At 44.0% G+C, this 23,551-nt stretch carries 24 protein-coding genes; 8 read left to right on the top strand and 16 right to left on the bottom strand.

Annotated features, from left to right (window positions below):
- Position 1: 1 nt before the first annotated feature.
- The 5 genes from rplW to ACRAD_RS12605 form a co-directional block, all read right to left on the bottom strand.
- The gene (gene rplW / locus ACRAD_RS12585; protein ID WP_005018334.1) at positions 2–322 is read right to left on the bottom strand and encodes a 50S ribosomal protein L23; all 321 of its coding nucleotides are present in this window, start codon (positions 320–322) and stop codon (positions 2–4) included.
- On the bottom strand, positions 319–921 hold the full coding sequence (rplD, locus tag ACRAD_RS12590; protein ID WP_005024433.1) for a 50S ribosomal protein L4: 603 nt from the start codon (positions 919–921) through the stop codon (positions 319–321). The genes rplW and rplD overlap by 4 nt, the downstream gene beginning before the upstream one ends.
- Positions 922–932: 11 nt before the next feature.
- Positions 933–1,571 carry a 50S ribosomal protein L3 gene (rplC, locus tag ACRAD_RS12595; protein WP_005018329.1) on the bottom strand — a complete coding sequence of 213 codons (639 nt, stop codon included), beginning with the start codon at positions 1,569–1,571 and terminating at the stop codon, positions 933–935.
- 58 nt (positions 1,572–1,629) lie between these two features.
- On the bottom strand, positions 1,630–1,941 hold the full coding sequence (rpsJ, locus tag ACRAD_RS12600) for a 30S ribosomal protein S10 (protein WP_000070912.1): 312 nt from the start codon (positions 1,939–1,941) through the stop codon (positions 1,630–1,632).
- A 257-nt stretch (positions 1,942–2,198) separates the two neighbouring features.
- A complete protein-coding gene (locus ACRAD_RS12605; protein WP_051063513.1) occupies positions 2,199–2,891 on the bottom strand; it encodes a type 1 glutamine amidotransferase in 693 nt (230 codons plus the stop codon).
- A 195-nt stretch (positions 2,892–3,086) separates the two neighbouring features.
- Here ACRAD_RS12605 and ACRAD_RS12610 point away from each other — a divergent pair, with 195 nt between their 5' ends.
- The 4 genes from ACRAD_RS12610 to yihA all read left to right on the top strand — a co-directional run bounded on the left by ACRAD_RS12610 (position 3,087) and on the right by yihA (position 6,797).
- Entirely contained in the window at positions 3,087–4,280 is a 1,194-nt protein-coding gene (locus ACRAD_RS12610) for a PLP-dependent transferase (protein ID WP_005024426.1), read from the top strand.
- Between the two features lie 266 nt (positions 4,281–4,546).
- Positions 4,547–5,308, top strand: a complete 762-nt coding sequence (locus ACRAD_RS12615) for a globin domain-containing protein (RefSeq protein ID WP_005024424.1) — start codon at positions 4,547–4,549, stop codon at positions 5,306–5,308.
- Between the two features lie 102 nt (positions 5,309–5,410).
- Entirely contained in the window at positions 5,411–5,860 is a 450-nt protein-coding gene (locus ACRAD_RS12620) for an RrF2 family transcriptional regulator (protein ID WP_005024423.1), read from the top strand.
- A 100-nt stretch (positions 5,861–5,960) separates the two neighbouring features.
- Entirely contained in the window at positions 5,961–6,797 is an 837-nt protein-coding gene (gene yihA, locus ACRAD_RS12625; protein ID WP_005024419.1) for a ribosome biogenesis GTP-binding protein YihA/YsxC, read from the top strand.
- A 97-nt stretch (positions 6,798–6,894) separates the two neighbouring features.
- Here the strand turns inward: yihA and ACRAD_RS12630 are convergent, their stop codons facing one another.
- Positions 6,895–8,142: a dicarboxylate/amino acid:cation symporter gene (locus ACRAD_RS12630; protein ID WP_005018321.1), complete on the bottom strand. Its 1,248-nt coding sequence runs from the start codon at positions 8,140–8,142 to the stop codon at positions 6,895–6,897.
- 143 nt (positions 8,143–8,285) lie between these two features.
- A complete protein-coding gene (locus ACRAD_RS12635; protein WP_005018314.1) occupies positions 8,286–9,158 on the bottom strand; it encodes an acyl-CoA thioesterase in 873 nt (290 codons plus the stop codon).
- Positions 9,159–9,447: 289 nt separating this feature from the next.
- On the opposite strand from ACRAD_RS12635, the gene plsB reads away from it, so the two are divergent.
- Positions 9,448–12,015: a glycerol-3-phosphate 1-O-acyltransferase PlsB gene (gene plsB / locus ACRAD_RS12640; RefSeq protein ID WP_005024417.1), complete on the top strand. Its 2,568-nt coding sequence runs from the start codon at positions 9,448–9,450 to the stop codon at positions 12,013–12,015.
- Between the two features lie 39 nt (positions 12,016–12,054).
- On the opposite strand, the gene ACRAD_RS12645 is transcribed toward plsB, so the two are convergent.
- Entirely contained in the window at positions 12,055–12,864 is an 810-nt protein-coding gene (locus ACRAD_RS12645) for an NAD-dependent epimerase/dehydratase family protein (RefSeq protein ID WP_005024414.1), read from the bottom strand.
- Between the two features lie 23 nt (positions 12,865–12,887).
- Here ACRAD_RS12645 and recG point away from each other — a divergent pair, with 23 nt between their 5' ends.
- Both recG and ACRAD_RS12655 read left to right on the top strand, forming a co-directional pair.
- A complete protein-coding gene (gene recG, locus ACRAD_RS12650; RefSeq protein ID WP_005024412.1) occupies positions 12,888–14,933 on the top strand; it encodes an ATP-dependent DNA helicase RecG in 2,046 nt (681 codons plus the stop codon).
- Positions 14,920–15,555, top strand: coding sequence for a ComF family protein (locus tag ACRAD_RS12655; RefSeq protein WP_005018309.1), 636 nt, complete (start codon positions 14,920–14,922; stop codon positions 15,553–15,555). Before recG ends, ACRAD_RS12655 begins: the two co-directional genes overlap by 14 nt.
- Here ACRAD_RS12655 and ACRAD_RS12660 read toward each other — a convergent pair.
- On the bottom strand, positions 15,552–15,953 hold the full coding sequence (locus ACRAD_RS12660) for an NUDIX hydrolase (protein WP_005024410.1): 402 nt from the start codon (positions 15,951–15,953) through the stop codon (positions 15,552–15,554). The two genes, ACRAD_RS12655 and ACRAD_RS12660, sit on opposite strands and share 4 nt — an antisense overlap.
- Positions 15,954–15,962: 9 nt before the next feature.
- Complete coding sequence (locus ACRAD_RS12665) at positions 15,963–16,544, bottom strand: LOG family protein (protein ID WP_005404596.1); 582 nt, start codon at positions 16,542–16,544, stop codon at positions 15,963–15,965.
- A gap of 164 nt (positions 16,545–16,708) precedes the next feature.
- Between ACRAD_RS12665 and ACRAD_RS12670 the strand changes: the two genes are divergently transcribed.
- Positions 16,709–17,722 (top strand): magnesium and cobalt transport protein CorA, encoded by a 1,014-nt coding sequence (locus ACRAD_RS12670; protein ID WP_005024408.1) that lies wholly within the window; start codon positions 16,709–16,711, stop codon positions 17,720–17,722.
- A gap of 34 nt (positions 17,723–17,756) precedes the next feature.
- Here the strand turns inward: ACRAD_RS12670 and ACRAD_RS12675 are convergent, their stop codons facing one another.
- From ACRAD_RS12675 to ACRAD_RS12700, 6 genes are all read right to left on the bottom strand, one after another.
- The gene (locus tag ACRAD_RS12675) at positions 17,757–18,047 is read right to left on the bottom strand and encodes an STAS domain-containing protein (protein ID WP_005024406.1); all 291 of its coding nucleotides are present in this window, start codon (positions 18,045–18,047) and stop codon (positions 17,757–17,759) included.
- Positions 18,048–18,070: 23 nt separating this feature from the next.
- Complete coding sequence (locus ACRAD_RS12680) at positions 18,071–18,709, bottom strand: MlaC/ttg2D family ABC transporter substrate-binding protein (protein WP_005024404.1); 639 nt, start codon at positions 18,707–18,709, stop codon at positions 18,071–18,073.
- 17 nt (positions 18,710–18,726) lie between these two features.
- On the bottom strand, positions 18,727–19,389 hold the full coding sequence (gene mlaD, locus ACRAD_RS12685; protein ID WP_005024401.1) for an outer membrane lipid asymmetry maintenance protein MlaD: 663 nt from the start codon (positions 19,387–19,389) through the stop codon (positions 18,727–18,729).
- On the bottom strand, positions 19,389–20,165 hold the full coding sequence (mlaE, locus tag ACRAD_RS12690) for a lipid asymmetry maintenance ABC transporter permease subunit MlaE (RefSeq protein WP_005024399.1): 777 nt from the start codon (positions 20,163–20,165) through the stop codon (positions 19,389–19,391). The genes mlaD and mlaE overlap by 1 nt, the downstream gene beginning before the upstream one ends.
- A complete protein-coding gene (locus ACRAD_RS12695; protein WP_005024396.1) occupies positions 20,162–20,980 on the bottom strand; it encodes an ABC transporter ATP-binding protein in 819 nt (272 codons plus the stop codon). Before ACRAD_RS12695 ends, mlaE begins: the two co-directional genes overlap by 4 nt.
- 347 nt (positions 20,981–21,327) lie before the next feature.
- Positions 21,328–23,196 (bottom strand): DEAD/DEAH box helicase, encoded by a 1,869-nt coding sequence (locus ACRAD_RS12700; RefSeq protein WP_005024394.1) that lies wholly within the window; start codon positions 23,194–23,196, stop codon positions 21,328–21,330.
- Positions 23,197–23,551 lie beyond the last annotated feature (355 nt).

The following is a 23,551-nucleotide window of genomic DNA, read 5'->3' on the forward strand; positions in this document are numbered from 1 at the left end:
CTTATTCCGCTGCGCTTTCAGCGGTATCGCCCAAGTCAGCCATTTCAACATCTTGGCCAGCTTTCAGGGTGACGTATGCTTTTTTAACATCAGAACGACGTCCCAATGTTTTACCAAAGCGTTTAGACTTACCTTTAGTAATAGTCGTGTTTACTTTAACCACTTCTACACCAAAGAGTTGTTCAACTGCTTTTTTGATTTCAAGCTTGTTTGCATCAATCGCAACCTTGAATACTTGAACACCAGCAGTTTCACCTAAAACTTGTGCTTTTTCTGAGAAGACTGGTCCTTTCAGAATCTGATAGATACGTTCGTTGTTCATCCGAGTTCTACCTCAATTTTCTTAGCAGCAGCTACAGACATTACAACTTTATCGAACGCGATCAGGCTTACAGGATCGATTGCAGTTGCATCTACCACATCAACGTGTGGAAGGTTGCGTGCTGCAAGATATAAGTTCTCATCTACCGCATCAGTAACGATCAATGCGCGAGGTGCGTTCAAGTCGTTCAGTTTTGCAAGCAATTCTTTAGTTTTAGGAGCAGAAACCTGAAGCTCTTCAATCAAAACCAAGCGATCTTGGCGAACAAGTTCAGCCAGGATACATTGCATTGCACCGCGGTACATTTTGCGGTTAACTTTTTGAGACCAGTCTTGTGGACGAGCAGCAAAAGTTTTACCGCCGCCAACCCAGATTGGGCTACGAATAGAACCAGCACGAGCGCGGCCAGTACCTTTTTGACGGAATGGTTTTTTACCACCGCCAGATACGTCAGCACGTGACTTTTGAGCTTTTGAGCCTTGACGACCACCAGCTAAGTAAGCTGTAACAACTTGGTGTACAAGTGCTTCGTTAAACTCACGTCCGAAGGCAACTTCAGACAACTCAACAGCAGAGCCGGAAACAGTATTTAAATTCACGTTATTTCCCCTCAGGCCTTGATGGTAGGACGAACGATCACGTCGCCACCAGTTGCACCAGGAATAGCACCCTTAACAACTAAAACAGAACGTTCAGCGTCAATAGATACAATTTCAAGACCTTGTACTGTTACGCGTTCATCACCTAGGTGACCGGCCATTTTTTTGCCTTTGAACACGCGACCAGGAGTCTGGTTTTGACCTGTAGAACCTAAAACACGGTGAGAAACAGAGTTACCGTGAGTAGCATCTTGCGTACGGAAGTTCCAACGCTTCACACCACCTTGGAAACCTTTACCTTTTGATTGACCAGTTACGTCAACGATCTGACCTACTGCGAACAAATCAACTCCGATAGAAGCACCAACTTCACGACCTTCAAGCTCTGCTTCAGTAACACGAAACTCTTTAACCAGACGACCAGCTGCCACGCCTGCTTTCGCAAAGTGACCTTTTTGACCGTTAGTAACGCGAGATTCGCGACGTTCACCAGTAGTTACTTGAATTGCTTGATAACCATCAGTTTCAAGCGTTTTGATTTGCGTGATGCGGTTTGGATCAACTTCGATCACTGTAACTGGCACAGAGACGCCGGCTTCTGTGAAGATACGGGTCATACCGCACTTGCGACCGACTAAACCAATAGCCATGTGTGTAAACCTCTAAAAAAGCGGCTTAATTAACTTAGGAGCTAATTAACCGAAAGCCTTAACCCAATGCGATCTGAACGTCAACACCAGCCGCAAGATCCAATTTCATCAGCGCATCAACAGTTTTGTCTGTTGGCTGAACGATATCGATCAGACGTTTATAGGTGCGGATTTCGTACTGATCACGCGCATCTTTGTTTACATGCGGTGAAGTAAGAACGTTGAAGCGTTCGATGCGAGTAGGCATCGGAATTGGACCACACACTTGTGCGCCAGTACGCTTAGCGGTTTCTACGATCTCTTGAGCAGATTGATCAATCAGACGATGATCAAAAGACTTAAGACGGATACGGATTCTCTGGTTAGACATACCAGTAAACTCCAAGCCAAAATATATAAAGAATCACCCTTGACGCACCTCACCTATTGGTAAGTGTCAAAGGCAGTGAAAATCACTAAGGTCATGATCGATGCCACGACTGTCACGATCCTAACAACTTTATTCGCCGTTAGTGCCCCAAATTTAGGGGTTGCTCATTATAACGATTGTTTAACTCTTACGCAATTCTCTTTTTCAATTTTCCTGATTTTATCTGGGTGATTTGATATTTAAGGAGCACTGGCATGTTAACTACGCAATACGTATTGAATCGCTTCATTCAAAATAGAGTTCCCCACGACAAACTGTTCGGAAACCGATTTTTTTAAGTGTATGGTGGACTGTATGTAATCACCGTTGAATATGGATAACTCCTCATCATCATCCAGAAAAAGCCTCAAGGTATTTGGAGTGATTTCTGGATGGAACTGGAAACCAAGTACATTTTTTCCGACCTGGTACATCTGGTTGGCACACGCAGGATTTTCTGCTAACTGGATAGCCCCGTGAGGAATTTCAAATGTTTCCCGATGCCATTGCATTACTTCGAACTGGGCAGGTAGAGCAAAACAGTCTTTGGGAACAGTTCGGCTACGATAAACTGTAGTCCAGCCAAGTTCCTGATGATGATTAGGCTTAACTTTTGCACCCAGCGCATTGGCAATCAACTGTCCGCCCAGACACAGACCAATTGCCGGTTTTCCAGCTGAAATATAACGGCGAATCCACTGCTTTTCTACTTTTAACCATGGATAGAGTGCTTCATCATTTACACTCATTTTTCCACCCATGACAATTAGCAAGTCGACATCATCAATATCAGGCAGAGCCTCAAGATCTACGGGAAGGTTAAAAGGCAAGGCAAAAAATTCTGTTGCACTAATCTGGGCTTGATGCTGACGTAAAAAATCGTAACAACTTCCAAAACCCTCACCGGCAATATGTTGAAAATAATGGACCTTTAAATTTTTTCATAGTATTGACCAATCATTAATGTATTAGCCAAATATTTGCAAAAATGACGCCAATTTTGGATAAGTGGAAAATTGATTACGCATTTTCACAAATTCATTTGCAAAATCTGGAAAAATCACTTTATCTGTCATTTTAATCCACATTAGCGTTACCAGTTTATTATGTCTAAAATTCAGAATAAACAGACGTGCCTAGTTCACGCACCACGTAAAGCTCCTCAATATATTGAAACAGTGCAGCCTCCCCTCTTTCGTGCATCCACTATCATTTTTAAAAACACCGATGCCCTGTTTAACCGGCACTGGACTGATGCATATGATTATAGTTATGGCACACACGGTACACCGACAACTTTTACCCTGGCAGATAATATTGCCCAGATTGAGGGTGGGCAGCACAGTCTGCTTACCCCTAGTGGGCTATCAGCAATTAATCTGGTCAATTCCTGTTTCTTAAGTCACGGGGATGAGGTGTGGGTTCCAGACAATATTTATGGTCCAAACATGGAGCATTTGCGCAATCTGCATCAACGTTATGGTATTGAGGTTAAAATTTATAATGCGCTGGAGTATGAAAGTTTTCAGCCTACTTCAAAGGCCAAACTTTTATGGCTGGAAGCAGCAGGATCAGTCAGTCTGGAGTTTCCAGATTTAAAAAGACTGGTTAGAAAAGCCCGGCAGTCAGGAATACTTACTGCACTAGATAATACCTGGGGAGCCGGTCTTGCTTTTAATGCTTTTGATTTCTCTGATGAGCATTTGAGTGTAGATCTGACAGTCCATGCCCTGACCAAATACCCAAGTGGCGGTGCTGACATTCTAATGGGAAGTGTAGTTACACATGACCGGAAACTATATCAACAACTGTTTCGCATGCATGCCATTCAGGGAATCTCGATTTCTGGAGATGATGCAGCCCAGATACAACGCAGTCTGGCTCATATGCAACTTCGCTATCGGCAGCAGTCTGCCAATACCATTGTGCTCTTGAACTGGTTGAAGCAGCAGCCTGAGTTTGTACAGGTATTACATCCCGCAGATGAAAATTCACCCGGTCATCAATATTGGAAAGAAACCTGTATAGATAAACAAAGTGCCGGACTAGTCAGCGTTATTTTTAAACCTGAATATGATCTTGAGTCAGTACGAAAATTTTGTGACCAGCTCAGACTCTTTAAGCTAGGCTTTAGCTGGGGTGGACCGGTCAGTTTAGTTATGCTGTATCAGCTCAAAGAGATGCGGACGCTTGAATATACCCACCTAAAAGAGGGTGTTTTAGTCCGTTTTTGTATTGGTCTTGAAGCTGTAGATGACCTGATAACTGATATTCAACAAGCTTTACAGATTTTAAGATAATTTTAATTAAGGAGAGCTTACTCTCCTCTTTTTTTATTCATGTCATAAAAATTATATTCTTAATGGGCTGATTAAATTTAATTAACAGTAGATTGTTCAATATAACTACAATTTTTCGCTTTTATTTATGATTATTTCATATTTAATTATAACCACTTATCTTAAACCATAAAAAAAATATGGTTTTTGTATGAGCAATCTATTGCATAACAATTTTTAAAAATGTATTTTAAATATATCTTTTTAGATACCTTGAGATTCTCAACATGAATTCACAACAAATCGAACTGGTCCAATCTACTGTTCCTGTACTGCGTGAAAATGGTGTGGCATTAACCAGCTATTTCTACAAACGCATGCTAAACAACCATCCAGAATTAAAAAATGTCTTCAATCTGGACCATCAAAGTACAGGACGCCAGCCACGCGCACTGGCTGCTGCGGTACTAGCTTATGCAGAGCACATTGAGAATCCTGCTGTTTTAGCTAAGGCCGTTGAACGCATCACTACCAAACATGTCAGCCTCGACATTCAACCTGATCAATATGCAATCGTGGGTGATAATTTATTGCATTCGATTAGTGAAGTACTGGATGTACCATTCGAATCGGAATTGATCGAAGCATGGAAACAGGCTTATTTACAATTGGCAGATATTTTAATTGGGGTGGAAAAACAGAAATACAGCAACTTGGCAGAGCATCAAGGTGGTTGGGCTGGCTGGCGTTCTTTCAAGATTACACAGGTTGAAGATGTAGAAGGTGGTAAACGCTTTACCATAGAGGCAGCAGATGGTCAGCCAATTTCTCCGGCTGATGCGGGCGCGTTTATTTCAGTCCGTGTCCATGTTCCTGGTCAGGAACTGTTACAACCACTCCAGTTCAGTTTTCAGGAAGCTCAAGAAAATAGTTATACATTTGTGGTCAAGCCTGAGCCAACCCCGACGGAATACTCTGTAGAAGACATTCTGCTTAACCACTATAAAGCAGGCGACCAAGTGGATGTGACTGCACCGGTAAGTTTTTGATGTTATGAATATAAAGATTTATATAATGTACTGAAAGTTTCTTTCGGGAAGCTTTCAGGCTAAGATAGTGTCCTATTTCCCTGTTTCCAAAGCTGGCTGGTCATGCAATTAAATAAATTCACTGATTATGCTTTGCGTAGCTTGATGTATATTTCACGTCCAAGAAATACGCCATATACCATTGCAGAAATTGCAGTAGATCTACAGATTTCTCATAATCACCTGGTCAAGATTGTACATTTTATGGGTAAACAGGGCTGGCTGATTACATTACGTGGCAAAGGGGGCGGTATTCAGCTGAATCCGCAGGCACTTGATTCACGTGTAGGTGATATTGTTCGGATACTGCAAGGTGACCAGCCAATTGTAGAATGCAATTCACCGCCTTGTGTGCTTCGTTCAGATTGTGGCCTTAAAGGTATTTTAGATACAGCAGTTGAACAGTTCTATCAGAGTCTGAACCAATATACATTGGGCCAGGTTCTAAATATTCAGCCTGTTCAACCACATCTCTCTACTCATTCAGCAATTACTTTACTCAATCTTTCCTGAATTTTTGCTAATCTGTATAACTTGATAGTACAAGATTCGCGAGAATCCTTTACTTCCTTTATACTAGGCGCTGTAATCTCAGTAACGCAAGTGAAGTGCTATGCATCGCAGCAGTGGTAAATCTAAAAACAGTAAAACGGCGCAGGTGCCTAAGCAGAAAATCAGCTATGAAAAAGCGCTGGACCCTGCTATTACCGAATACTCTGTACGAGCACTAAACTGGTTACGTAAAGCCGAGTTCCTGATGAGTGCACCCAAGCTTTCGCTTTGTGTTGAAGATACCGGTTACGAAATTGCATTTGCAGGTCGTTCAAATGCTGGAAAATCCAGTGCCATTAATGCATTAACCAACCAAAAACAACTAGCACGTGCCTCTAAAAAGCCTGGCCGTACCCAGATGATCAACTTTTTTAGTCTGGGTAACCCTAACCAGCGTCTGGTAGATTTACCTGGTTATGGTTATGCGGCCGTTCCAGAGACCATGAAAATTGTCTGGCAAAAAGAACTGGAAAATTATCTGATTCACCGTGAAAGCCTGCAAGGTTTAGTACTGCTCATGGATATCCGTCATCCGTTACAGCATTTCGATACCATGATGCTGGAATGGGCACATTCCCGGAAACTGTTTGTACATATCCTGTTGACGAAAGCAGACAAGTTAAACCGCGGTCCGGCTAATAAAACTTTGCTTGAGGTCAAGCAGGAATTGAAGAAGATGAAGCTCAATTTCTCGATCCAGCTATTTTCTTCATTGAACAAACAGGGGTTAGAAGAGCTGGCCAGTGTTATGGCGGGTCGTCTGAACTTTACGCTAGAACAGTCCACACAGTTTGATCTGGACAGTATTCCAGAAGCAGTTGAAGAAGATGAAGCGGATACTGTAGAAGAACTAGAAGACTTTTTACCAGAACAGCACGCTGAACAAAAACCAGAATAACCCGGTAAAGATACAGAAATTATCCTACCGGAATATATTCTTTCTCCGGTAGGAATACTTTGCAGTCCATGTTAAGGAAATACAGAACACAGTTCTTTTAAACTTCGGACTGGAGATCTTTAGCCGGCTGGCTATAACGGTCTACCACTACACTAATCATCATATCACCCTGCACATTCACTACAGTACGCACTGTATCAAGTAAACGGTCAATCGGCAGTAAAATAGCAATTGCTTCGGCAGGCAAACCTACTGACTGTAATACCATAATCATGGTAACCATTCCTGCACTTGGAATTCCCGGGGCCCCTAATGAAGCAATCATGGCGGTCAGGCAGACAATCACCTGTTGTCCCAAGCTTAAGTCCAGCCCGATCAGATTCGCAATAAACAAAGCCGCCGCAGCTTCATAAAGAGCCGTCCCATCCATATTAAGCTGTGTGCCCAAAGGAATTACAAAACCGGCAATATGAGGTCGTACTCCCAGATTCTCCTGTGCAGCCTTCAGGCTCAAAGGCATGACTGCTGAACTCGAACTGGTTGCAAAAGCTGTTACCAAGGGAATACGTGCACCACGGAAAAAGCGTATCGGTGACATCCGGCCAAAAATCCAGAGCAGTAGCGGCAAGACTACCAGTCCATGAAAAATTGTTGTGCCGGTTACTACTGCAGCAAATTCAGCCAGTCGACTCAAAATAGAAATATCTTCAGTCGCGACCAGTTTTGCCAGGAGTGCCAAAATACCCAAGGGAGCCAGTTTCATGACCCAGCCGACCAACATCATCATCAGATCAAAAAACTGCTGACTCAGTCCGCGAATCGAATTAAACCTCTCCCCGCCTTTCACCAGTGCAACCCCAAGAAACAATGCAAACACTACTACAGCCAGCACATTACCATCGCTAAAAGCTTTAAACGGGTTAATAAGAGTATTTTGAATAAAATTGGTAAAAAAAGCAGACGGCGTCATTGTATCTGGGGTCTGATGTGACTGCATGGCTTCCTGGAATAAATTAATATTCATCCCTTTACCCACTTCAAACAGATGGGCACAACCAATACCTAAAATTAGTGCCAGGGTTGTAGTGGTCACACAGCAAATTAAAGTGGTTTTCCAGACCCGGCCCAATTGCCCACCAGACTGTAGGTTAGAAACACCAACCACAATCGAGCTGAAAATGAGTGGAATGAGCAACATCTTGAGCAAACCAATAAATATACTGCTGGCAATGCCGAGCAGATAAATACTGCTGTCAAAAAAACTGAGGTCAGGGTTATATTTTAAGAAAAAACCGAAAGCCAGCCCGATAATGGCAGCAAATAGAATCTGTGTATTTAGGCTCATTAGAGTAAGTAGTAGTCAAGTAGTCCCTTTCAGGCACTATGCCATGAGCTTCCACAAGAATCGAGGCTATTTATAGGGACTTTTATTAATATTTAAAAGCCACTCCCTGAGGAGGGCTTTTAGAATGTACATTTTAGCAGATATTACTGGGTTTCAATTTCACGTAAACGCATCAGGCCTTCTTGTACAGTACTGCACACTAGCTGGCCATTTTGCCACATGCGGCCAAAGTTTAAACCGCGTGAGCTGGCACTGACTGTTGCCTCCATGTCATATAACATCCATTCATCCGCGCGCAAAGGGCGATGGAAATAAATTGCATGATCCAGACTGGCACATTGCAGACTTGGTGAAAGATAGCTTAAGCCATGTGGACGTAGCGCTGTGGTCATCAAGGTGAAATCAGAATAGAACGCTACAATGGCCTGATGCAGGGAAATTTCATCGACTTCGGTTGCAATCTGGTCATGGGTCCGTAAATAGTGGGCATAATAAGGCGCTTCAGGTTGGGGCTGAAACGGGTTATCTATATTTACCGGACGGATTTCAATATGACGATTCCGCATAAAGCTGGCACGTACATTTTCAGGGATAAAGCTGATTAAACCTTCTTTTAACTCCTGCTCGGCTTTTAGTGTTTCAGGTGCAGGATAACTTGGTTCCTGATGCTGGTAGTTCAAACCTTCTTCCGGTTCTGCAAAAGACACCATCGCAGAAAAAATGGTACGTCCATGCTGAATGGCTCGCACCTGACGACTGATAAAGCTTTTTCCGTCACGCAGACGTTCAACCTCATAAATGATAGGCGCATTAACATCGCCACCAAACAGGAAATAAGCATGCATGGAGTGTGCGGGACGGTCCGCAGTATAAGATGCTGCACGTAAGGCCTGTCCAAGTACTTGGCCTCCAAACACCCGTTTACCGACCAGGTTGCGGCTTATTCCCCTATAGATATTATCTTCTAGCTTTTCCAGGGTTAAAAGCTCAACAAGTTCTTGAGTTAAAGTATTCATAAGATACCTTTAATGAATGGAAGACCGAAACAGCCCCATGAAATGATGAACGAAAACAAGATAGATAAACTATTTTGCCATATTTTCTGAGTAAAACGCTAAACTTTCCTGAGAGCTGCTGCCATATTTACTTTTGGGTTATAATCCCTAAAAATACGATTTTTAACGATAAAAGCTAGCCATTCTCTTCTGTTTTAGCAGAAAATGGCAGACCCGTTTTTCTGTTCGATTTAATACAAAATCAGTCGATGACCGGATACCGGTTTCAGTCGTCTAGCTAGGAGTTTTTATGTCCAAGAGTGGATTTGGTCAGTTGTATCGGCGGCTTTCAAGCAAGCTGCTTGACCTTGTCGTAACCCCCCATGTTATTGGCGAAGTTCCAGGCAAGTCACCGGCTGAAGAGCAGGAATTGGCTGAAGTTAATAAAAAAATTACCTGTTATGTCCTGCAAAACTATTCTCGCAGTAACGCCTTAATTGTAGATGCAGAAACCCGACGTTTACAGCTTGCTCCGGCATTGGACCCGCTGGTCATTGCCGAGCATAAAGAAAAAGCTTCGGTTCTTTTTCTGCAACATCATGATGAAAAAAATCTTTTAAATCCGCCAGCTCATAATTTTCCACCCCGTTTACTTCGTCTGATTGAGCTTCTCGACCAGTATCCACAGTACGATATTGAACTGGTGCCAGTTACTGTGCTTTGGGGCCGCTCGCCAGATAAAGAAGATTCCTGGTTTAAACTTTTATTTACAGATACCTGGGCGACGCCGGGTAAAGTCAAACAGCTGGTTAATATTGGTTTACATGGCCGTGAAACGTATCTGGAATTTCATGAAGGCCAGTCTTTACGTACACTGGTTGAATACGCCAAAGAAAATTATCCGAACCTCTCAGCAGCGACTTATATTATTAGTACCTTAAATGACTATCTGGATTGCCAGCGCGAAGTCGTACTCGGACCAGATTTATCTGACCGTCGCAATGTGATGCAGTCTTTGATCAAATCGCGTGATGTTCAAGAAGCCATTCGCCGTGAAAGCATCCGTGGCAAAATTAGCATGCTGGAAGCTGAACGCCGTGCAATTGGTTACTTGAATGAGATCGTATCGGATTATTCAGCTTCAGCAGTACGGTTTGCCGATATGGCACTGACCCGCCTCTGGACGCAGCTTTATGATGGTGTAGAAGTACATAACTTTAATACTGTTCGTGAACTGGCAAAAGACTATGAAATTATCTATACACCATGTCACCGTAGTCATATCGACTACCTGCTGCTTTCTTATGTGATTTATAAGCGTGGTTTGATGGTTCCGTATATTGCGGCAGGCGACAACCTGAATATGCCATTCGTGGGCCAGCTGTTACGTGGTGGGGGCGCATTTTTTATTCGTCGCTCTTTTCGTGGCAACGCACTGTATACTTCGGTATTTAAAGAATATCTATATAGCATTCTCTCACGTAATACACCGCTTGAGTACTTTATTGAAGGTGGCCGTTCACGTACCGGCCGTCTGCTGCCACCCAAAACCGGCATGCTGGCGATGACTGTGCATAGCCATCTACGTGGACGTGCTAAACCTATTGCCTTTGTACCCACCTACATTGGCTATGAACGTCTCATGGAAGGCGCAACGTATGTAGGTGAAATGCAGGGCAAACCAAAAGAAGCTGAATCTATTTTTGGAATCTTGCAGACCCTGCGTAAAATCGAACGGATTTTTGGTAAGGTCCACGTAAATTTCGGTGAACCTGTGTTTCTAGATGACTTGCTGAAACAGCACGGCGCCGAAAATATAGTCATCGAGAAAAATGATGATCCGGTTCCTGCAGCAGTTTCAGAAGCAATTAATAGCTCGGCTGTTGCTATTTTAGAAAATATCAACCGTGCGGTGGTAATTAATCCAGTATCGTTATTATCACTCATCTTACTGGCCACTCCGAAACATACACTTGATGAAGAAGTATGTATTAAACAGCTTGATGCTTACCGACGTCTGGCCTCTGCACTGCCTTATGATGAACGTACTCAGGTTACGCCTTTATCTGGTAAAGAAATAATTGCCTATGGCTTGAAACTAAAACTGATCAAACGGGTTCAGCATGTACTGGGGGATATTATTGCAATTGAAGATAATCAGGCAGTCTTACTGACCTATTTCCGCAATAATATTTTGCATTCGTTTGTTTTGCCTTCTCTGGTTGCATCACTGGTTGAGCACAATGGTAAAATCAGCCGCGGCGATCTGATCAGTGTTATCCGTACTTTATATCCATTCCTGAAGGCCGAGTTATTCCTGAAATGGAATACTGATGAATTGAAAGAGCAGATTTGCCAAAATGCAGATGCCCTGATTCAAGGTGGCCTGATGAGCCAGGATGAAGAAGGCAATCTGCTCAGTTCTGCCCCAAATACTGAAGAACATAATCAGCTGGTTGTATTAGCCGCCCCAGTAAAACAGAGCCTAGAGCGTTATTACATGACCTTGGCCCTAATTACGCAACGGGGTTCTGGCACCATTTCTGCAAAACAGGTTGAAGATTTAAGCCATCTGCTGGGTCAGCGCCTGTCTGTACTTTATGAATTTAACTCACCAGAATTCTTTGATAAGGCCCTGTTCCAGAGCTTTATTAAAGTCTTAACCCAGCAAGAATATATCCGTACCAATGAGAATGGCCTAATTGAATTCGATGCCGGTTTTAGCAATATGGCCGAAGGTGCCAAACTGGTACTGGATGAAGTGACCTTGCAAATGTTGCATCACATTACTGACTTTAGTGATGAAGAACTGCAAGAAGCTTTAAATGCAGTGGCTGCACAGCAAGCTAAACGCCGCTTGATGCGCAAGAGAAAGTAATTTAAAAAAAGCCGCTGACAGCGGCTTTTTTTAAACTGGTTAAGCTGATTGACTTAACAGGTCAGCATAGACCTGAAAACAGTCAGGATAATTAAGCTGGAAACCACTGTCCAGCATACGGCTGGCATATACCTGTTTACCACTGGCTTGCTGCGTCTCAAGGGCCAGTATGGGCAATCCTAGCTGCTGCTGAAACCACTGAATAATACCAGGCAAAGGCAAAGGCCGGTTATCCGTTACGATATAACTCGATTGCGGAGTTTCAATACAGATTAGAAGTGCCAGAAAACCTACCAGGTCATCAATATGAATGCGGTTGCTATAATGCAGGTCTGGATAAGTCTTTCGGCTCTGGGCCAACTTTTGCATTCGTGCAACCGATGTACCATAGATTCCGGTCGGCCTCACAACTACCACTTGTTCAGGGCAGGCTGCCTGCCATTTCAGCTCCATTAATTGTAATAGAAAGCCCTGTTCATCACATGGATAAACTGTAGTTTCATCATTAATTTCCTGTCCTGCCTGTTCACCATAGACCCGGGTAGATGACACTACTACAATACGTTTTACCGGATGGCCATTTAAAGCAGCTGCTAACGATTCAATTGGAGATACATAGGTCTGTTGATATGCCTCAGCTGTACTTTGGTCTGGACTTAGTAAAATATACACCCAATCAACAGGGGGAATCTGGCTGAAGTCAGCCTGCTGTACATCCTGAATCAGATGAGTGGCATAAGGATCAAATTTCGGACTTCGGCTGATTGTGGTAATTTGGTGGCCTTGCTCAAATAACTGTTTTGCAAGTCTTTGAGATGTTTTACCATAACCAATAAATAGAATATGCATGGTATGACCTAAGTTAGGGGGACATGGCTACAGTCCATCAATTACAGGGTGTCGGTACAGCGTCAGCTGCATTACTCGAGAAACTGAATATTTTTACTACTGATGATCTGCTATTTCATCTTCCGCGTGATTATGAAGATCGTAGCACTATTATTCCCATGAACCAACTTGTCGTGGGCCGTAGCTATTTGCTTGAAGGAACGGTAAGTTCTATCGATTTTCCGCCCGGCAAACGCAAATCTATGGCGGTATTGCTCGAAGATGATTTTGGTAAGGTTACATTGCGCTTTTATCATATCTACAAGGCCCTGATTGATAAAATGCGTAGTGGCAACCGGCTGCGGGTATTCGGTGAAGTCAGAGTAGGCGCACGCGGACTGGAACTTTACCATCCGGAAATTCAGCAAATCAGTGCACAAACTGCTCTGCCTAAAACCCGCTTAACTGCCATTTATCCTTCTACCGAGGGCCTAACTCAAGCCAAGCTACGTGAATACGTACGCCAAGCTCTCGAGCAGCACAGCGAAAATCTTCCTGAACTTTTACCAGAAAAATTCACCAACGGTTACGCCTTAAAAGAAGCGCTTGAATACATTCATGAGCCACCCATTGATGCCAATATGCAACAGTTAATGCAAGGTTCACATCCCGCACAGCAAAGACTTATTTTTGAAGAACTGGTCGCTCATCAGATCAGCCTGTTAACTCGGCGCGCTTATATCCGTGAAATTGAAGCACCCGCTTTTGAACCCAGCACAATACTGGCTAAAAAATTATTGGCTAATCTGCCTTTTAATATGACGGGCGCTCAAAGAAGAGTATCTAAAGAGATCATGATTGATCTCAAGCAGCATCAACCCATGTTACGGCTGGTCCAAGGTGATGTAGGTGCAGGTAAAACGCTAGTTGCAGCAGTGGCCGCCTGTCATGCCCTAGAAGCCGGCTGGCAGGTCGCACTCATGGCACCTACAGAAATTTTGGCTGAACAGCATTATTTAAATTTCAAACGCTGGTTCGAACCACTGGGCATTCAGGTGGCTTGGCTATCAGGCAAACAAAAAGGTAAAGCCCGGACACAGGCAGAAGCAATTATACGGGGTGGACTAGCTCAATTGGTTGTAGGCACTCATGCCCTGTTTCAGGAAAATGTCGAGTTTGCCCGTTTAGGTCTAGTTATTATCGATGAGCAACACCGCTTTGGTGTCGATCAGCGGTTGGCTTTACGTAACAAAGGGGCTGAACAGATGACTCCACACCAGCTGGTGATGACAGCTACACCAATTCCACGTACTCTAGCCATGAGTGCCTACGGTGACCTCGACACTTCGGTGATTGATGAGCTTCCTCCCGGACGTACACCGATTCAGACTGTGACTATACCACTTGACCGCCGTGAAGAAGTTTTGCAGCGAATTGCTACCAACTGTCAGGAGGGCAAACAGGCTTATTGGGTCTGCACCTTGGTAGAACAGTCCGAAACACTGGATGCCCAGGCTGCTGAAGCGACTTATGCAGAAATTAAGGAACGCTTTCCTAGCCTGAATATTGGACTGGTACACGGCAAAATGAAAGCTGATGAAAAGCAGTCAGTCATGCAAAAATTTAAAAACAATGAACTACAACTTCTGATTGCGACTACAGTAATTGAAGTCGGGGTCGATGTACCTAATGCCTCAATTATGGTGATAGAAAATGCCGAGCGCCTTGGGCTGTCACAACTGCATCAGTTACGAGGCCGAGTTGGGCGGGGAGCAAAAGCCAGCTTTTGTGCCCTACTTTATAAAACTCCTCTTTCACAAAATGGACAGGAGCGGCTTTCTATTTTAAGGGAAAGTAATGATGGCTTTGTGATTGCCGAAAAAGATCTAGAACTGCGGGGTCCGGGGGAACTACTTGGAACCAAGCAGACGGGCGATATGGGCTTTCGCGTGGCTAAACTGGAGCGGGACGATCATTTGTTGACTGAGGCACACTATGTAGCCGAACAAGTCCTCAAGGATTATCCTGTAAATGCAGAAGCTTTACTTAAGCGCTGGTTACCTGAGGCACCACGTTATGCCTATGTTTAACCCATCCTCTTTACTCAGACCTATCTCACGGCTGCTACCCTGCCCGCTTTGTAGCAGCAGTTTACAAATGCAGCATGGAGTTTGTCATGATTGCTGGGAACAGCTGCCTTGGTATCGGCAGACTGTAGAACGACAAGAATTAAACATTCATGTTGCCTGTGGCTATCAGTATCCAATAGATCGCATCATCCAGCAGTTTAAATATGAGCAGCAGTTAAACTATCAGCAGCTACTGACTGCATCGATACTAACCCTCAGGTTACCTAAAGTTCAGGCCATTGTGCCTATGCCCATATCAACCGAACGTTTAATTGAACGCGGCTATAATCAGTCACTGGTCATTGCAAAAATTCTAGCCCGTGAGCTGAATGTTCCGGTCTGGCAACCTGTAATTCGGCTGGCTCAGCATTCGCAAAAAGGCTTATCGCGACTCGAACGTCTGAACCAGATTGAAATGCAATTTCAGCCGATCCTCACCGAACGCCGGCGTTACCGCCGGGTATTAATGCTAGACGATGTAGTGACTACAGGCAGCTCACTTTCGGCCTTGGCTCAAGCCCTGACCCAGCTGGGCTGCCAGCATATTTTTGCTGCGTGTATTGCAGCCGCAGAAACAGCCTAGTTTTTTTCCAGCAATTGCTGCTCGCACCAAGGTATAACAATCTCACGAGTCAGCGGAGCAAGCAAAGTGGTCTGATCATCCAGTCTGACCCACTTCATTTCAGCAATTTCTGCGGCAATCCGGGGTGACTGGGCTATAGCAACCACATATAGGTAACTGATCAGCTCATGGTCAGGCTCATTAGCTGTCTGTGTTTCGAAACGGCCAATAAACTGCTCTACTTGTGCCTCGCAACCAATTTCTTCCTGAATCTCGCGGATAATTGTCTGCTCTGGTGGCTCATCTATTTCCAGCTTGCCACCAACTTGCATAAAATATTGAGTATTTTGCTTACGTACTACCAGTAATTCATGCTCTTTATTTAGAATTACGGCAGCTGCCACAGTAATTTTTTTCATCAATTTGCCTTATGGATTTACGCCAGAAGTTCCCCACTTCGGTGCAGGCGGCTGATACTGGTCAAACTGCTGCAAGATTTGTTCGATATTGTCCGAGGCAATTAATTTTTCAACAAACCGGCTATGGGTAAAACCTTTATCGACTGTAAACTGAATCATTTTAAGCAGATCATTATAAAAGCCATCCAGGTTTAAAAAAGCACAAGGCTTCTGGTGAATCCCTAACTGAGCCCATGTCCATTGTTCAAATATTTCTTCCAAGGTTCCAGCGCCACCCGGCAGTGCAATAAAACCGTCTGAAAGTTCTGACATTTTAGTTTTTCGCTCATGCATGTTCTGAACGACATGCAATTCAGTCAGGTCTGGATGTGCCAATTCACGGTCAACTAAAGCATGGGGAATCACGCCAATCACTGCTCCCCCTGCCTGTAGGGCGCTATCTGCAATAACACCCATTAAGCCGGAACGTCCCCCACCATAAACCAAAGTCTGCCCACGCTGGGCGATTGCCTGTCCGACTGCTTGGGCCGTTTCTAAAAAAACAGGCTCAGTTCCAATGGCAGAACCACAAAAAACACCAATAGCTTTCATAATATGTTGACCATGTTGTAAATTTTTCATACTTTTCAAGTAAGCTTAAAGCAGAATTGCAAAGGAGACTAAAAAAATCTCTGTTGGGGTGTGTTTTTCCGGCAATCCTTGTCTAAAATACTCACCCATCTTGAACGCCAATACTGCGCAAGGGAGCCAAAGATATGCTTGAAGCCTTTTACGCCACAGAGCGCGGTAGTTTGGAAGATGCCACTATTAATGGTGGCTTTGATTTACATCCAGAACTTGTATGGATTGACCTGATTGCGCCCTCACAGGAGGAACAGCAATGGGTCATAGATGCCTATAACCAAAATTTACCGACTTTAAAGTCTCTAGAAGACATTTCTTCATCAGCACGATTCTACCGCGATGACGATGGAATTTTGCATATCAGTACCTACTTTTTAACGAAAAATAAAAATTATCAAGTCGATAATGAGACTGAAGATGGAATGAGCCGACTGGCTACCGTACAGACTGTGGCTTTTATTTTACATAAAAATCATCTATTCACATTACGTGGCGAAAAACTGGTGGCATTTCGGGCATTCCGGGCACGTGCGCGCCGTAATGATTATGAAATGGATTATAAAGATCCGACCTGGATTTTATTAGGGTTATTAGAAGCCAAACTGGATGAACTTGCGGATATATTAGAAGATATCCATAGGGATCTGGAAAAATACTCTACTGAGGTCTTAAATAATCATCATCGCGAACAGATTCTGGATCTGGACGACATGATTACGCGGCTAGCCCAGCAAGAAGATACCCTGGGTAAAGCCCAGCTCTGCCTGATTGACCTGCGTCGAGTACTAACTTTTTTATCGCGTCCGCGTGCTCTAAGCAGTCATATTTATGATGCAGATATTCGTGAATTAAGTGAAGATGTACGTTCTTTGGTTGAACATGATGCTTTCCTCTTTCAAAAGGTTCGCTTCCTGCTGGATACAACTTCAGGATTTATTAATACTGAACAGAGCGATACGATCCGTCGCTTCTCGATTTTGCCTAGTATGCTGGCGCCACCGATGCTGATTGCCAGTGTTTATGGTATGAATACTGATGTGCTTCCATTTGCTAAAGGTACCACCAGTTTCATGGTAGTCATCAGTATATTGATTGCCTTTTTTGTAGGCCCCTTAATTTACTTCCGTTGGAAAAAATGGATATAAAAAAAGCACCTTATGGTGCTTTTCTAATTTCAGTTTAGCTGAGCAGTTGCAAGTCATTTTCCAGATGGCAAGCCTGAATGATTTTCATCATCTTGTCTGGCACACCCTTAAATTGCAAACCCTGAGCCTGTGGAGTTTGCCTTAACCAGCGGATCAGCACCGCTAAGGCCAGCGTACTCCTATGCTCTAGTCCAGCCAAGTTAACTATAAGTGGGTAATGCTGCTGAGACTGAATAAGCTTGAGGCCCTGCTGATAATATTGTTCCGCATTAGCGTAATCAATTTTCCCAGTAACCTTAAGCTCCTGCCCAATTAATTCAACCACTCTGCACCTGCCCTAACTAAACCTTATTTTTTTGCCTGACTGACTGCAGCATCTGCATCCGGCTGGAAGTTTGCAATCGCTTTATCCAGATTACCACCATTACGTTTTACCGTAGCTGCAAACTGATTACGGAACTGCAAGCCCAAGTCGATACCAGAGACGTTAATATTACGGATTTTCCATTGCGTACCTTTATCTACCAACTGGAAAGAAACCGGAATTTTCTCGCCCTTATTGTTAAAGTCGACAGTAACTACAGGATTTTTGCTGTTAGTGGCTTTATAAGGACGAATGCTGTAAGACTGGTTACTATATTTTGCAAAAGCACTGCCATAATTTTCAATCAGAGTTTCACGGAAATTTTTCTCAAATTGAGCACGCTGGGCAGCTGAACTGTATTGATTGGTTGCGTAAGTACCCATCACAATACGTGTAAATGCTTGGGAATCAATGTAAGGGTCCAGATTTTCACGTACAATGGTTTTGACTGCAGCCGGATTAGTTTGCAGCTTGTTATGATCAGCTTTTAAACGGCCAATCAACCCATCTGCTACACGTTTAATGAAAGCCGGAGGAGCTTCAGAAGGTGCAGCAAATGCTGTACCTGCCAATAAGCTGGTTAATATACTTACTGTCAGGGTTTGTTTAAATAAAGTTTTCACTCAATCACTCCTCTACATTACTCGACAAATGAAGTCTGAGCATTATTTGCTTCAGCCGTTTCAGTTGCCGAACTTTCTGATGATTTACCCGCACCACCTGTAATAAATTTACTGATTAAATCTTCCAGATCCATAGTGCCCTGCGTATTGGCAATTGTTTCACCACGTTTGACATAGTTCAGTCCACCGCCTGGAACAATTTTCAGATATTTCTCGCCTAACAATCCATTGGTAGCCACCATAATATAAGCATCTTCATCAATACTGGTGATGGATTTCATGTTACTGATCAGTTGCTGTTCCATAGCTTTTTGTTGTGCCGGTGCCGCAGCAGCATATTCACTACTGTAGCGTAATTCCTCTATGGCATTTTGCTGTACAGTTTTTAACTGCTCAGGATTAAAACCTGTAAGTTTACCATCAAGCTCAAAATCCACCTTGGCCAGACGCGACACTGGATCTAGGGTAATATCGGTTACACGTCCAATTGTGACGCCACTCATGGTAACCTTAGCTCTGGGTTTCAGTCCGTTTACGTTGTCGAACTGAGCACTCATTTCATAGCTGTCACGTAAGCTGGTACCCGCCAGACCACTGACTTTCATGGCAAGAAAAAATAGAGCGATGCCGAAAAGAATAACGAAAATACCTACGGCCAGCTCACTAATACGTGATCTCATCAAACCCCTCCGAACATGACCGCAGTCAACACAAAATCAAAACCTAAAACACATAATGAAGAAAAAACTACTGTGCGGGTGGTTGAAGTAGCGATGCCTTCTGAAGTCGGTTCACAGGCATAGCCCTGATAAACTGCAATCCAGGTACAGATTAATGCAAATACAATACTTTTGATGATGCCATTCACTACATCATGCCCGAACTGTACACTGCTTTGCATTCCACTCCAGAAAGAGCCTTCATCTACACCCAGAAAATCTACGCCGACCAGTTTGCCGCCCAGTATGCCTATTGCACCAAAAATTACGGTAAGCATGGGAAGACTTACTATACCTGCCCATAAACGTGGCGAAACGATCCGTTTAAGCGGGTCTACCCCAATCATTTCCATACTGGAAAGCTGTTCAGTGGCTTTCATGAGACCAATTTCTGCTGTCAGTGCAGAACCAGCCCGGCCAGCGAATAGTAGTGCCGCGACCACTGGAGCCAGTTCGCGCAGTAAGGTTAAGGCAACCATGGTACCCAGCATGGCTTCACTACCCACATTCACCAGAATTGAATAGCCCTGCAGCCCTAATACCAATCCAATAAAGAGTCCAGAGACCGTAATAATCAATAGCGACATCACCCCAACCCGGTACATCTGGTAAATAAATAGTTTTACCCCAAGCCAGGTCGGCAATGAAAATATAATCTGCAGCAACATCAAGGTTGCTACACCAATACCACGCACCCGTTCAATAACAAGTCGGCCTAACCAGGCAATGGCATTCATGAACCAACCTCATTTTTCAGATAAGCCTGATTGCTAAATTGGTAATCCACAGGCCCCTCCACAGCACCAGTTAAAAACTGGCGAACAAAGGGTGAAGCATCAGCCTGTAACTGTTCAGGTGTACCCTCACCCTGAATCTTGCCCTCTGCAATTACATAGATATAATCAGCAATTGAAAGAGTCTCAGCAACGTCATGTGAAACCACAATTGTCGTCAGATCTAGTGCTTCACGTAAAGAACGGATCAGGCGGGTAAGTACCCCCATGACAATCGGGTCCTGTCCTGCAAAGGGCTCATCATACATAATCAGTTCAGGATCAAGAGCAATCGCACGCGCCAGTGCAACACGACGGTTCATGCCACCTGAGAGTTCGGAAGGCATCATTTGTTCGGCACCACGCAAACCGACTGACTCGAGTTTAAGTGCAACAAGTTCAGTAATCAGGTGCTCGGGCAACTGCGTGTGAGCACGCAATGGAAATGCGACATTTTCATATACAGTCATATCTGTAAACAATGCACCGCTTTGAAACAGCATCCCCATACGAGCACGCGCTTTAAACAGCTCTGAACGCGACATTTTGGCAATGTTATGGCCATCAAGCAATATCTCGCCCTGATCAGGTGTAAGTTGACCACCAATCAGGCGTAGTAAGGTAGTTTTACCCGTACCGGAAGGGCCCATGATTGCAGTAATCTGACCACGACGGATGCTTAAACTAACATTGTCATAAATGATACGTTCCCCACGTTTAAAACTCAGGTTCCTGATTTCAATCAGGGGCCGAGTATCAAGAGAACTTGGGTAATTCATAACTGAGAATTTCCTGCCTTTTTCAGCTCGCCTACTATAGCATCGAACCATTAAAACTTGGTTGTATTTTAACAATTTGTCCTATGAGAGTGCCAAAGGATTAAGAAAAAATGCTAAGATCATTCTATTTGATTCAAATAATGAGATTTGAAAAGACTTAAACTTGAAAGCTATAACTTGATATTCAAGAAGTTTAAAGTGACATATACAAAATAAATCGTTTGATACTGCTTCTTTTTTATTGGTTCATTATTTTTATAAAAATAAGATGTTGTCCCATTAAACTTAATTAAATTAAAAGTATAAAAAAGCCAGTTCAGGAACTGACTTTTTTATTTTATTACAGCTTAGTCTTGAAATTTACGGCGACGTTCACTGCCAAAGTCGCGACGTGGACGGTCTTCACCACCAAAGCTACGCTCGCCACGCGGTTTGTCATCAAAACTGCGGCGTGGACGGTCTCCACCGGCTGGACGCTCACTACGGTCGCCCGCAGCACGGAATCCACCAGTGCGTGGTTTATAATCTACGCGGTTTCCACGGTTGTCATCATTTGAGTCAAAACGTGGTTTGTCATTAAAACCGCCTTCACGACGTGGACGATCGCCACCAAAATTACGCTCGCCACGTGGCTTGTCATCAAAGCTGCGACGTGGACGGTCTTCACCACCAAAACTGCGTGATTGCGGACGATCACCAAAGCTACGTTGTGGACGGTCTGAATTAAATTCACGACGTGGGCGTTCAGCACCACCAAAGCTACGCTCACCACGTGGCTTGTCATCAAAGCTGCGCTGTGGACGGTCGCCAAAATCACGGCGGGCTGGACGGTCACCAAAATCACGCTTAGGACGATCATCACCAAATGGACGTTCGCCACGCGGTTTATCATCAAAACTGCGACGAGGACGATCGTCACGACCGCCTTCACGACGTTTGAAGTTTGATTCACCTTCAAAGCGGCGACCACCACCAAAACCGCCACGACCACCATCACGGCCGCCCGGGCGTTTACCGCCACCACCTTCACGACGCGGACGAGCCGGTGGTGGGGATGGCTCTAGGCCTTCAATTTCTGAAACATTCAGACGAGTTTCCAGGTAATCTTCCAAAGCACGGATCTTGCCACGTTCACGGTAAGTTGCCAGTGTAATGGCTTTACCGGTACGGCCAGCACGACCAGTACGACCAATACGGTGTACATAATCTTCATGCTTCATCGGTAAACCGAAATTGATTACGTGCGAAATGGTTGGTACATCCAGACCACGCGCAGCTACATCAGTTGCCACTAGAATTTTAGCTCGGCCTTCACGAATACTGCGCAGACGACGGTTACGTACGGTTTGTGGCATCGCACCATGTAATGCAACAACAGAGTGACCCGCTTCAGCCAGTTCTTCAGCCAGCATGTCGGTATCTTCTTGAGTGCTTGCAAACACAACAGCCTGATCCAGAGTTTCGTCTTCTAACCAGTGAGTCAGCAGTTTTTTCTTGTGCTCAAAACCATCAGTCCAGTGTAATGTCTGGGTGATGTCAGTATTGGTTGAATGACCTGTTTCAATAGCAATACGCATTGGATCTTTCATCATGCATTCAGCAAGACGAATAATACGATCAGCAAAAGTTGCAGAGAACATTAAAGTCTGCTTGCGGTTTAGAGCAAGTTCGCTGATCGCTTCCAGGTCTTCAGAGAAGCCCAAGTCAAGCATACGGTCAGCTTCATCTACAATTAACGCATCAACTTTATCCAGTTTAATCTGGCGACGGTTTACCAAGTCAAGCAGACGGCCTGGAGTGGCCACTACAACCTGCGCACCTTTTAACTGCTGGATTTGTTTACCAAAAGGCATACCGCCCATGATCGCAGCAATACGTACACCTTTCATGTGACGTACCAGCGCGATTGCATCTTGACAAACCTGCTGGGCTAATTCACGAGTAGGCGAAATCACCAGAATATTCGGTTGAGTCACTGCACGCATACGTTCTTTAAATGGCAGGAAAGTATCTTGATCAGCAAGAGCATTTAATGTTGGCAGTAAGAATGCCGCAGTTTTACCAGAGCCAGTTTGGCTTGAAACAAGAAGGTCTTTACCTTCTAAGGCAGCAGGAATCGCCTGTTCTTGTACAGCAGTTGGCGCTGTAAAGCCCAAGTCTGTCAGTGCTTGGGTAAGAGATTCATGTAAAGAAAATTCAGCAAAAGTTTTGCTCATAGAGAGTGTTCACCCTGTTTTGGGTGCTCCATTTAATAAATACAAATATGGACATCGGCACAAAGCGGCACAGCGACTAGAAGCTGAAAAAATATAGAATTCAGCAGCGATCCGAATAACGACGATGTGGATTAAACGCACGCATGATTACGGCCGCAACCTGAAAGAATCGCTTAAGCGATTGGGGCGCGAGGAATAGTCCTCTCTATGGACAGTACGCGCATACACAATGATTAGAAGAGAATGTTCAGGTAATGAACGGAAATTTAAGTGCGTGACAGCATGATACCAGAAACATTTTAAAAAGTAATCATTTTTTTCGATTAAATCTAAAACAAAGAGCGGTTTTAGCAGT

The organism is Acinetobacter radioresistens DSM 6976 = NBRC 102413 = CIP 103788, from assembly GCF_006757745.1.
Taxonomy (GTDB): domain Bacteria; phylum Pseudomonadota; class Gammaproteobacteria; order Pseudomonadales; family Moraxellaceae; genus Acinetobacter; species Acinetobacter radioresistens.